Genomic DNA, 12,396 nt, shown 5'->3' on the forward strand with positions numbered 1-12,396 from the left:
ATTTTTATTAAGTTTATAAGGATAAATAAACATCATATTTATAACTAAATCATTGTGGTAAAAGAAATAATATCTATCCAGTTTCTGAAAACTCAATGAAATCAATTGAAATAAAAATTGATTTTAGTATTGTTAAAAAAGGTGAGACATTTATTAAGCGTAATAAAAGAAATAATAAGGAATACTTTATTATTGATGGAGTTTCTAGAAGCTACTTAATAAATCCGGAAGGAGAAGATATTACAATTTCTTTTTTCACTAAAAACGCTATTATTTCTCCATTTTCTACTCGAACCGAAAATGAAATTTCTATTTTAAATTTTCAAGCATTAACTGAGTTAAAAATTGCAACTATTGATGCTGCTTTATTTGAACAATTAATGCTCGATAATAAAGAGATTAGAAACTTTGGTAATAAAGTACTTAGAAACGAACTTAAACAAAAAACTTCTAAAGAAATAGGCTTAGCATCCTTATCGGCTAAAGAACGACTTCAAAGCTTTAGGAAGGATTACCGTAACTTAGAAAACTTAATACCACACACAATAATTGCCACTTATTTAGGTATAACTAATATATCTTTAAGTAGATTAAGAGGTGATTTAGCCAAATAATTTCACTTTTTATCATTTGTTAATTGAAATTCTTTGTAATACAGAGAATTTTGTATTCATAAATATTTAACAAATGACGAAAAAAATTATTACAACCTTTTTAATTCTAGCTAGTTTAACTCTGTATAGTCAAAACAATAAATACCTTAGATTGTATGCTAATATGGGGGTTCAGATTAATCAATTAAACTCTAATTTTAATACCGACTTAGCTACTAATTACTCTTTTCAAATAGGAGCTGGTAGTAGTTATAAATTAAAACAATTTGTAGTAGGAACAGAATTTTACAATTCGAAAGGAGCTACAGAAAACAACAATAACAAAATCGATTCTCAAGAGTTTACCTCTATCATTTATTTTGGATATGATTTTTTAAAATGTACAAGTGCTGCTCTTGAACCTACTTTGGGTATTTCATTTTCTAATAAACAATCTATATTGTATGACTATCAAAATCAAAAATCCTTAGTTTATAAGATTAATCAATTAGGAATTACACCAGCTTTAACCTACACTAAGTTTAATAGTTTAGGTGTTAGTATAGGTTTTAAAATTGGTTGTAATTACACTTTAAATAATAACTATTGGAACAAAGGTATTGATGATACTAAAACCAACAATGCTATAAATAAGTTTACTCCGTTTATTCAATTAAATATTGGAGGAAAAATAAAACTTTTTAAAAATAAATAACTTATAAACTTTTAAAGATGACAACAGTAGTAATAGATAATAACGGAAACAAATTACATTCAAAAGTTTATTTAAATAAAGATAAAGAAACTATAATTTTATTACATGGAGGCCCTGGCGTTCCAGACGATTTACTACCTGTTGTTGATCTTTTAAAAGATACATTTCAAGTTATAACTTTTCATCAGAGAGGTACAAAATTATCTCCTTGCATTAATCATGATTATTCGATGAATGCTTATGTAAATGATATTCAATCAATAAAAAAGCACTTTAAATTAACTAGTTTTCATTTATGGGGACATTCATGGGGTGGATTATATGCGCAGATATATGCGCAAAAATATCCAGGCAATTTATTAAGTTTATTTTTATGTTCTACTGCTTCTGGAACAAACATTCACTGGAAACAGACCGAAAAAGAGGTTATGGATTTTAATAAATCTTCCACTAGTTTTTTACAATGGTTAAAAATGGGATGGTATAGTTTATCTGGTTACATGGGAAATAACAAATCGTATCAAAAACTATTTCAACAAGTTATAAAAAATTATAATAAAAAATTTCAACCAATAAATACCTCCGTTTTTTCTTTCTCACTTAGTAATGTAAAAGCAAAACCTATTAATAAAACTAGGCCCGAAATTATTAAATATCCTTTATTATTAAAAAATTCAAAACCTAACTATAAAATTTCAATTGTCTATGGAGAGTTTGACATTTATAAAGTAAGCAAAAAATTTGTTATTGATCGATATCCTTCTGCAAGTGTAAAGAATATTAAAGATAGTGGTCATTTACCTTGGCTACATAATCCTTTTGAATTTAAAAAAATAGTGAGTCATTTTTATAATTTAAAAAGAAACCATCAATTATAATTATATATTAGATGAGTAACTAAACTTTTACTACCTTATAAATAGGAATTGGTAATGCTACACCTTCAGCCAAAAAACGCTTATGAACAGCTTCTTTTAAAGCACATTTTGTTTTAAATTCTTTAAATGGCTCATTTAACCAAACGTAGGCCCGCATATGTATATGATCTGTATCTACATCGATTACACGAACATCTACTTGTTGGGTATCAGCCATAACTTGTTCTGGTGTTCTAAAATCGATTACCGAAGGAAGTTTAATTGCTTCTTCTTGTATAATTTTTCGCGCTAAATCAATATCCGCCTTTAGGCCTAGTTTAAAATTATTAAAACTTAATACATGCGAATCTTCTATAGTATGATTTAAAACAGAATCAGTACTTATTACAGAGTTAGGTATAATTAATCGTTTGTTTTCAAAATTATTTATTACCGTATGTCGTAACGTAATATCTTCAACAATACCAACTCGAATATCGTCTAACCTAATATAATCTCCTATACGAAACGGTCGAAAAATAACAATAAAAGCTCCGGCTATTAAATTAGATAACGCTGCTTGCGCTGCAAAACCAATAATAGCTGCCAAAATACCAGCTCCAGAAAATATTAACGCTGCTTGACTTCTAAAAGCTGGTACTGTCATAATAATATATACAATACCAAATAATCCTAGAAAAAATTTTACTGAGTTTCGTAAAAATAAAATACTTGTTTTACCATAACGATCCGTTTTTCTTCGTTTAATAATTTGAACAATTATGTACCTTATAATTCTAGAAAGTACCCATGCTGTAAACACAACTATTAGTACGTATATTAAAACACCTAAAATTGAATCTAAATTAAATTGATATTTCAATAATTCTTTCATCTAAAATAAACTTTCTTGACTATCATCTTCTTTAGCCTTTTTCTTTTGAAGCGCACGTTCTAATGCCTTTTTTGCTTTGTCGTCTTTAGTGTTTGTAAACTCTTTTGGCGACACTTCTTCCACATCTAAAGGTAAGCTATTTTCTATTATTTCTTCCTCTTCATTTACCTCTATATTCTCTACTTTCTCTTCTTCTGGTTCCTCATAAGGTAATGCTTCTAATAAGTTAACAGTACGTATTTTATCTGTTGTTAATTGATTTCCTTGTGCTTTAATACCTTTTACAGAAATAAATGTCTCGAAATTCACTTCTATTTTATCTAAGCTTCTTTTTGAAAAAATAACCTCAGCCATTGGTCGAAAATCAGTCGCTATAACTTCTAATTTCGATTTTTCACTTTCAGAAATAAATACTTCTTCTTTATCAATTGTATCAATTAAAAAACGTTTTACATAGTAACGTTCTTTTTCTCCATCGAAATAAACGGCAGAAATAGGCTTATTAGGCTTCCATTTTTCTAACACAATCATGTCATTTTCAAAATGCATTGATAAATCTGGTGATACTGCTTTAATCTTCCCTGATTGTGTTGCTATTAAAATTTTATCTTCTGCTCTAAATTCTCCTAATAACTCCCCTCTTTCATCAACATTTAAACGCTGTACAGCATCATCAAACCATATTTTACGAGGTTTTAAAGTTGATACACCAGCTGATTTAAAATCAATCTTTCTAATAGCAAATTTTGTTATTTGATTCCCACGAACTGCTCTTCCTTTTATCGCTAAGTCAGAGAAATCGATATCCCACTTTAACTTTTTAATACTACCAACAGCACGAAGATTAATCGTTACAACCTCAGCTTCTCCATTCGGATTTGCTGTAAAGTATAACATTTTTGAACCTTTATTTCCTGTGGTTAAATCGTACTCTTTATCGCGGGTTACACTTGTTACGTTAAAACGTTTCATATAACTCGGTCCTTTTGCACCGTCTTTATACATCATGTTATACACCGTACGCTTGTCTTTCTTTTTAAAGATTGCAATGTGAATAATATCTTTACCTACAAAGGTTTTAGACGCTACTTTGGTAACAATCATTTTACCATCACCTTTAAAAATGATGATATCATCAATATCAGCACATTCTGTAACGTATTCATCTTTTTTAAGAGAAGTACCTACAAAACCTTCTTCTCTATTTACATACAATTTGGTGTTTCGCATTACTACTTTCGTAGCTACGATGTCATCAAAAATTCTGATTTCTGTTTTACGCTCGCGTCCTTTACCATACTTTGTTTTTAAGTTTTTAAAGTAATCAATAGCAAAATCAATTAAATTATCTAAGTGATGTTTTACCTCTGCTATTTTTTCTTCTAAACTCTCAATATGTTGTTTGGCTTTGTCAATATCAAATTTAGAAATTTTCTTAATTCGAATTTCGGTTAAACGAACAATATCTTCTTCGGTTATTTCTCGCTTTAAATGTTTTATATGTGGCTGTAAACCTTTATCAATTGCTTCTATTACACCTTGCCAAGTTTCTACTTCTTCAATATCGCGGTAGATTCTATTTTCAATAAAAATTCGCTCTAACGATGCAAAATGCCATTGTTCTTGCAATTCATTTAATTGAATTTCTAATTCACGTTTAAGCAAATTAACCGTTAAATCTGTAGAATGCTTTAACATTTCTGAAACTCCAACAAATACCGGTTTATTATCTTCAATAGTACAAGATAGTGGTGAAATTGAATTTTCGCAATTGGTAAATGCGTATAAAGCATCTATGGTTTTATCTGGTGATATTCCCGCAGGCAAATGCACTAAAATTTCTACATTGGCAGCAGTATTATCTTCTATTTTTTTAATCTTTATTTTACCCTTATCATTTGCTTTTAAAATACTATCAATTAAAGTTGTAGTAGTCGTTGCAAACGGAATTTCAGTAATTACTAAAGTCTTTTTATCTAGTTGAGAAATTTTTGCTCGCACACGAACCTTTCCTCCTCTTATACCATCATTATAATTGGTAAAATCTGCAATTCCTCCTGTTAAAAAATCAGGCACAATTGTAAAACTTCTTCCTTTTAAATATTTAATAGAAGCATCTATCAATTCATTAAAATTGTGCGGTAATATTTTGGTAGACAAACCTACTGCAATCCCTTCTGCTCCTTGTGCTAATAATAAAGGAAACTTTACCGGTAAATCTATCGGTTCTTTTCTTCTCCCATCATACGACATTTTCCATTCTGTCGTCTTAGGATTAAAAACAACATCTAAAGCGAATTTAGATAAACGAGCTTCTATATAACGAGAAGCGGCTGCGCGGTCTCCTGTTAAGATATTACCCCAGTTACCTTGCATATCAATCAGTAATTCTTTCTGACCAATTTGCACCATAGCATCTGCAATTGACGCATCACCGTGTGGGTGATACTGCATGGTATGCCCAACAATGTTGGCTACTTTATTGTAACGACCATCATCTAAATCTTTCATAGAATGCATTATTCTACGTTGTACAGGTTTTAATCCGTCTTCTAACGACGGAACAGCTCTTTCTAAAATTACATACGAAGCATAATCTAAAAACCATTCCTTATACATTCCGGTAACTTTCGTTATCGTTTCTGCATTTTCTATTGGTTGATTCAGCTCTTCGTCGTGCTCGTAATTATTATTTTCTTCACTCATTGAATAATGGGTATTCTTTTAAGAGTTATTGTTTTTTTTATTTAGGATAAAAATGATAGCAAAAACTAATACAGCTATTAGCATATTTACATAATGCTTGCTATTAATTACCCAACTTAAATTATCAAAATCAACATTTAATAGATTGATAAAAAAGATGGTAAAAGCTATTATTAAGTATATTCTTGCTCTTCTTTCTTTATTCATTATTACTTAATTTTTTTTTATCCTTCTTCTTCAACAACATCTAATTCAACTTTTAAATTCTCGATGATAAATTTTTGTCTGTCTGGAGTGTTCTTCCCCATATAAAATTCTAACATTTGCTCTATCGACATTTCTTTATCTAACATAACAGGGTCTAAACGAATATCATCACCAATAAAATGAACAAATTCGTTTGGTGAAATTTCCCCTAATCCTTTAAATCGAGTTATTTCTGGTTTTCCTCTTAACTTCTCAATCGCTTCTCGCTTCTCCTCTTCTGAATAGCAGTAATAAGTATCTTTTTTATTACGAACTCTAAACAACGGAGTTTCTAAAATATATAAATGCCCTTCTTTAATTACTTCTGGGAAGAATTGTAAAAAGAACGTAATTAATAATAAACGAATGTGCATACCATCAACATCAGCATCTGTTGCTATTACAATATTGTTATAACGTAAATCTTGTAAACCGTCTTCTATATTTAAAGCTGCTTGCAATAAATTAAACTCCTCATTCTCGTATACAATTTTCTTACTAAGTCCGTACGAGTTTAAAGGCTTCCCTTTTAAACTAAAAACGGCTTGCGTGTTTACATTTCTCGATTTTGTAATAGATCCAGATGCTGAATCTCCCTCGGTAATAAACAACGTAGAATCTAAATAAGTTTCTTTTTTTGTATCGCCTAAATGCACTCTACAATCTCGTAGTTTCTTATTGTGTAAACTTGCTTTCTTTGCTCTGTCTTTTGCTAATTTTCGTATTCCTGATAATTCTTTACGTTCCTTTTCTGCTTGTATAATTTTACGTTGCAGCTTATCAGCCGTATCTACATTTTTATGTAAGTAATTATCTAACTTCGTTTTTAAAAAATCGTTGATATACGTTCTTACCGTTGGTAACTCGCCTCCCATATCAGTAGAACCTAATTTTGTTTTTGTTTGACTTTCAAAAACAGGTTCCATCACTTTAATTGCAATGGCTGATATAATTGATTTACGAATATCCGAAGCTTCAAAATTCTTACCGTAAAACTCACGAATGGTTTTAACAATAGCTTCTCTAAATGCTGCTTGATGTGTACCACCTTGTGTAGTATGTTGTCCGTTTACAAACGAATGATATTCTTCTGAGTATTGTGTTTTACTGTGTGTGATAGCAACTTCAATATCATCTCCTTTTAAATGGATAATTGGATACAACATATCATCTTGACTGTTGTTATCTTCCAATAAATCTTTTAATCCGTTTTCAGACACATATTTTTCGCCGTTAAAAACAATCGTTAAACCTGTGTTTAAATACACATAGTTTTTAAGCATTTTAGCAACGTACTCGTTTCTGAATTTATAATTTTTAAAAATAGCTTCATCAGGTATAAAAGATACTTTTGTTCCTTTTCTGCGTGAAGTTTCTTCTAAAAACTCTTGATCGGTTAAATTTCCTTGTGAAAATTCTGCTGCTGCAGATTTACCATCTCTTGACGATTCTACTCTAAAAAACGAAGACAGTGCATTTACGGCTTTCGTACCTACACCATTTAATCCTACCGATTTTTTAAATGCTTTAGAATCGTACTTTCCTCCCGTATTCATTTTAGAAACTACATCTACTACTTTTCCTAAAGGAATACCACGACCGTAATCTCTTACAATAACTTTATTCCCTTGAATAGAAATTTCGATGGTTTTACCCGCTCCCATCACGTATTCATCAATAGAATTATCTAAAACCTCTTTTACCAAAATATAAATTCCGTCATCGGCAGACGAACCGTCACCTAGTTTACCAATGTACATTCCCGGTCGCATACGGATGTGTTCTTTCCAATCGAGCGAGCGTATATTATCTTCGGTATATTTTGTTTCTTGAGTCATAAAAATTGAGGAAATTGAAGTCTCTGCTAAAGTAGTATTTACTCTTTAAAAACAAAAAACTCTGTTGAATTAGTTTTCAACAGAGTTTGATATTTATGAACTTTTACTAAAATTACCTTCTACTATAATTTGGTGCTTCTTTGGTAATTGCTACATCATGCGGGTGACTTTCATTAATTCCGCTTGCGGTAATACGTACAAATTTACCCGTATTTTTTAGTGTTTCTATATCTTTAGATCCACAATATCCCATACCTGCACGTAAACCACCTACAAATTGATGAATACTTTCTTCTAATTCACCTTTATATGGTACACGACCAACAATACCTTCTGGTACTAGTTTTTTAATGTCATCTTCTACATCCTGAAAATAACGATCTTTAGAACCTTGTTTCATTGCTTCAACAGATCCCATTCCTCTATATGATTTAAACTTACGTCCTTCATAAATAATCGTTTCTCCTGGTGATTCTTTTGTTCCTGCTAATAACGATCCTAACATTACACAATCTGCACCTGCTGCAATTGCTTTAGGAATATCTCCTGTATAACGAATACCTCCATCTGCAATTACTGGCACTCCACTTCCTTTTATAGCTGCTGCAACTTCTAATACTGCAGAAAACTGAGGAAAACCTACCCCTGCAACTACACGAGTTGTACAAATTGATCCTGGTCCAATACCTACTTTTACTGCATCAGCGCCAGCTTCAACTAAATATTTAGCTGCTTCAGGTGTTGCAATATTACCTACAATAACATCTAATTCTGGAAATTTTTCTTTTACGTTTTTTAAAACAGCCACCACACCTTTTGTATGTCCGTGAGCTGTATCAATAATAACCGCATCTACGCCTGCTTTTACTAAAGCCTCTGCTCTATCAACAGCATCTGCTGTAACGCCTAATGCAGCTGCAACTCGTAAACGCCCATAAGTATCTTTATTTGCTATTGGTTTTTGGGTAACCTTTGTAATGTCTCTAAAGGTAATTAACCCCGAAAGTTTATAATTATCATCTACAATTAATAATTTTTCGATTTTATTTTCTTGTAAAATACTTTCTGCGGATTTTAATGATGTTCCTACTGATGCAGTAACCAAATTTTCTTTGGTCATTACTTCAACAATAGCTCTATCATTTTTATGCTCAAAACGTAAATCACGATTGGTAACAATTCCTTTTAAAATTCCGTTATCATCAACTACAGGAATTCCACCAATACTATGTTCTTTCATTAACATTTTAGCATCTAAAACAACTGCCGTTAATGGTAACGTAACTGGATCGATAATCATTCCGCTTTCTGCACGTTTTACTTTACGAACTTCTTGAGCCTGTTGCTCGATAGTCATATTTTTATGTAAAACACCTATACCTCCTTCTCTTGCCATAGCGATTGCCATTGCCGATTCGGTAACTGTATCCATAGCTGCTGAAACTATAGGAACATTGATTGTTATATTTTTAGTGAATTTTGTTTGAATAGATACCTCTCTTGGAAGTACTTCTGAATAAGCTGGTACTAATAAAACGTCGTCATACGTTAAACCTTCGCCTACTATTTTTGATTGATGAGCTTGCATGTGCAATTAATTTAGTGTGTTGTTAATTAATTACGTGCAAATATACTACAAATAACGGCAACTCAATTTTAAATTAAGGTTAACAAAATAATTTTTCTTTAGGACCCATTTTATACTTTAATTTAAAGTATGTACTTATAAAAACTAAAGTAGTATGTTTTGTTTAGCATACATGCCTTACTTTTGTTTATTATATGGATTCACTTACTCAAATAATATTAGGAGCCGCTGTTGGCGAAGCTGTTTTAGGTAAAAAAATCGGAAACAAAGCCATGTTTTATGGCGCAATTGCAGGAACAATTCCTGATTTAGATGTGCTTGCTTCTTATTTTACAGATACAGTTACAGCTCTTAATATTCATCGTGGATTTACACATTCCATACTCTTTTCTATACTCTTCGCTCCTGTTTTTGGTTGGTTGGTTTCTCGTTATGAGAAATACAAGAATTTTAAAAATTGGTCTTGGTTATTTTTCTGGACTTTTATAACACATCCTATTTTAGATGCTCATACCACTTGGGGAACGCAGTTTTTTTGGCCTTTTGATATTCGGTTAGCATTTAAAACAATTTTTGTTATCGATCCGCTTTACACAATGCCTTTTTTAGTTTTTCTATTATTAGCTATGAAGCAAAAACGAACCTCTAGGAAACGACAGATTTATAATAAAATTGGCTTAATAGCTAGCTCTACTTACTTAATACTTACATTTTTTTTTAAATGGATGGCTTTCAATCAATTTGAAGCAGCTTTAAAAACACAAAACATATCATATTTACAATTAAATACCAGACCTTCTCCAATGAATACCGTTCTATGGAGCGCTAATATAGAAACAGAAAACACATATCTATTAGCCAATTATTCATTTTTTGACACACAACCTATTACTTTTAATTCTTATAAAAAAAATCATCATTTATTAGGAAACCTAGCTGATAATAAAAAAATAAAAGAAATGATTGCTATTTCAGAAGGTTGGTATACTATTACAAAAAAGAATGATATCCTTTATTATAATGACTTACGGTTTGGACTTTTAAGTTTGGCACCAAACTCTCAAAACTTTGTTTTTAAATATAAAATTACTGAAGATGATTTAGGTAATATTCAATTTACTGAAGAACCTAAAGATAAACGCGATGGAAAAAAATTACTTTCCCAATTATGGACACGTATAAAAGGAAATTAAAGATAGTAGTTTGTAACTCTCTTAGTCTATAATTTAATTTTTATGTATAAAATTATTTTTTCTGGAATATCACAAACAACTCCATACCTTTTCTATTGTGATAAGAATTATAGCAAGATTCCATTTTAATAATATTTAAATAAGGTTTAAAATAAGTACTATACTCTTCTTTACTGCCTCCAAAAGGCGGATGATCTTCATTTAATTTTGCATCAAATAACAAACCTACTAATTTTCCGTTTTCACTAAGTAAATCATTAATTTTTGAAGCATATTTTGCACGTAAATTCGGGTCAATAGCGCAAAAAAAAGTTTGTTCTATTATTAAATCAAAAGTAGAATCTATATCAAAAAAATTAGCATTAATTAATTGTGCTGAAGGAAAATTTGGAACTCTTTTTTTTAAGTTACTTAAAGGTTCTTTAGAAATATCAACTACAAAAACATTTTTAAATCCGTTATTAAAAAGATATTCTGCTTCGTAAGAATTTCCTCCTCCAGGAATTAAAATTTTTAGTTCTTTATTTTCTAATTGATCAAAATAAGCTTTTAAAGGTGGAGAAACTACTCCTAAATCCCATCCAATTTTATTAGATGTATATTTCTTTCCCCAAAAATTTGCAGATAAATCCATTTATTAAATATTTAGCTTTAAAAATGAAAATTGTTTGTGTACACTTTATTCTAAAGTTAACTTCTTTTTAAAAATCAATTGATTAAAAATCATTAAAACAGCCATTCCGAATGAAAGAGTCATAAATAACCCCGAAATCATAATAATATATTTCATCCAGGTAATTCCTGTCCACATTAAATAAATTCCACCAAAGGTGCTAATTATTGACACAAAAGGTTCAATCATTAAAAACAACTTTAGCCTTTTATTAATGCTTGTTGTAGCTAAAATAATTGCCAATAAAAAGAAAATTACAGAGAGTGATAAAATATGATTATGCACCATTGTTTTGATTTCTCCTGCCGATTTTTTAAACTTCATTGTAGTAGCCTCTTCTACATCTTCGTTTCCTAAATAACGCTCTTCTATTCCTGTTGGATTAGAATTTGTTGTATCTCTAACAAATGATATTCCGCCAAAAAAACCAATACTTAAGGTACAAACAAAAGCGAGTATTAATAATTTTATTTCTTTCGGAAATTGATGAATTACACCGTGAACTTGCATTTACAATACTTTATTTTTATGAAGGATTTCTAAATTTTGTAGAAAAGTATTCACTGCAATTGTCATTGAAGAAGCTGAAATTGTTGCTCCTGATATTGCCATAATATCTTTTTCGTATTTTAAAGTATCTTTTGATGTTTTGCCTATAAATTGCTTTAACCAACGCTTACTACCAATTTCGCCGCCATAATCTTCGCGGTATATTAATACCTTGGTTTTTATCACAATTAATTGTTTATCTAATAAAACTAAGTAATCAAATTCATCTGTTTTACTTGGTGCTTTATCAATAAAAACATACCCTAAAACGTTATCTTCAATTGTTATTTTAAATAAATTTTCTTCAGAAATTTTACTCTTTAATTTATTGTTAATTGCTTTTGGAACAATTATTTTACTTAGCGAAAAGTCTTCAACATTAAATGTTTTTTTAATTTCCTTATCAACTTTCTTCTTCAGCTTTTTAGGAATACTAAAAGATAGCAACCCTAAGGAAGTAACAATAAATAAGAAAAGTAATAAAATACGAGTTTTCATATTGCAAAAATATTAGAATTAGTCTAAATAAAAAACAAAAACCGA

At 30.1% G+C, this 12,396-nt stretch carries 12 protein-coding genes; 4 read left to right on the forward strand and 8 right to left on the reverse strand.

The annotated features are described in order from the left end of the window. Window positions 1-95: 95 nt before the first annotated feature. The 3 genes from N2251_RS07400 to N2251_RS07410 all read left to right on the forward strand — a co-directional run bounded on the left by N2251_RS07400 (window position 96) and on the right by N2251_RS07410 (window position 2,186). Window positions 96-614 (forward strand): Crp/Fnr family transcriptional regulator, encoded by a 519-nt coding sequence (locus tag N2251_RS07400; RefSeq protein WP_260586110.1) that lies wholly within the window; start codon window positions 96-98, stop codon window positions 612-614. A 73-nt stretch (window positions 615-687) separates the two neighbouring features. Beyond that, window positions 688-1,308, forward strand: a complete 621-nt coding sequence (locus tag N2251_RS07405) for a hypothetical protein (RefSeq protein WP_260586111.1) — start codon at window positions 688-690, stop codon at window positions 1,306-1,308. Between the two features lie 17 nt (window positions 1,309-1,325). Continuing rightward, window positions 1,326-2,186 (forward strand): alpha/beta hydrolase, encoded by an 861-nt coding sequence (locus N2251_RS07410; RefSeq protein ID WP_260586112.1) that lies wholly within the window; start codon window positions 1,326-1,328, stop codon window positions 2,184-2,186. Window positions 2,187-2,205: 19 nt separating this feature from the next. On the opposite strand, the gene N2251_RS07415 is transcribed toward N2251_RS07410, so the two are convergent. The 5 genes from N2251_RS07415 to guaB form a co-directional block, all read right to left on the reverse strand. After that, the gene (locus N2251_RS07415) at window positions 2,206-3,060 is read right to left on the reverse strand and encodes a mechanosensitive ion channel family protein (protein WP_260586113.1); all 855 of its coding nucleotides are present in this window, start codon (window positions 3,058-3,060) and stop codon (window positions 2,206-2,208) included. Next, window positions 3,061-5,766, reverse strand: a complete 2,706-nt coding sequence (locus N2251_RS07420) for a DNA gyrase/topoisomerase IV subunit A (protein ID WP_260586114.1) — start codon at window positions 5,764-5,766, stop codon at window positions 3,061-3,063. A gap of 18 nt (window positions 5,767-5,784) precedes the next feature. Further along, on the reverse strand, window positions 5,785-5,973 hold the full coding sequence (locus tag N2251_RS07425) for an FUSC family protein (protein ID WP_260586115.1): 189 nt from the start codon (window positions 5,971-5,973) through the stop codon (window positions 5,785-5,787). Between the two features lie 17 nt (window positions 5,974-5,990). Then, complete coding sequence (locus N2251_RS07430; protein ID WP_260586116.1) at window positions 5,991-7,850, reverse strand: DNA topoisomerase IV subunit B; 1,860 nt, start codon at window positions 7,848-7,850, stop codon at window positions 5,991-5,993. A gap of 112 nt (window positions 7,851-7,962) precedes the next feature. Next, window positions 7,963-9,438: an IMP dehydrogenase gene (gene guaB, locus N2251_RS07435; protein ID WP_260586117.1), complete on the reverse strand. Its 1,476-nt coding sequence runs from the start codon at window positions 9,436-9,438 to the stop codon at window positions 7,963-7,965. A gap of 194 nt (window positions 9,439-9,632) precedes the next feature. Between guaB and N2251_RS07440 the strand changes: the two genes are divergently transcribed. After that, complete coding sequence (locus tag N2251_RS07440) at window positions 9,633-10,631, forward strand: metal-dependent hydrolase (RefSeq protein WP_260586118.1); 999 nt, start codon at window positions 9,633-9,635, stop codon at window positions 10,629-10,631. 52 nt (window positions 10,632-10,683) lie between these two features. On the opposite strand, the gene N2251_RS07445 is transcribed toward N2251_RS07440, so the two are convergent. Genes N2251_RS07445 through N2251_RS07455 form a run of 3 tightly spaced genes read right to left on the reverse strand, consistent with a single transcriptional unit; the run spans window position 10,684 to window position 12,351 of the window. Continuing rightward, a complete protein-coding gene (locus tag N2251_RS07445) occupies window positions 10,684-11,265 on the reverse strand; it encodes a methyltransferase domain-containing protein (protein WP_260586119.1) in 582 nt (193 codons plus the stop codon). A gap of 45 nt (window positions 11,266-11,310) precedes the next feature. Next, window positions 11,311-11,814 carry an Aq_1264-related membrane protein gene (locus N2251_RS07450; RefSeq protein WP_260586120.1) on the reverse strand — a complete coding sequence of 168 codons (504 nt, stop codon included), beginning with the start codon at window positions 11,812-11,814 and terminating at the stop codon, window positions 11,311-11,313. After that, complete coding sequence (locus N2251_RS07455) at window positions 11,815-12,351, reverse strand: FMN-binding protein (protein WP_260586121.1); 537 nt, start codon at window positions 12,349-12,351, stop codon at window positions 11,815-11,817. Between the last annotated feature and the right edge of the window lie 45 nt (window positions 12,352-12,396).

It is taken from the genome of Tenacibaculum haliotis (assembly GCF_025215075.1).
GTDB classification, from domain to species: domain Bacteria; phylum Bacteroidota; class Bacteroidia; order Flavobacteriales; family Flavobacteriaceae; genus Polaribacter; species Polaribacter haliotis_B.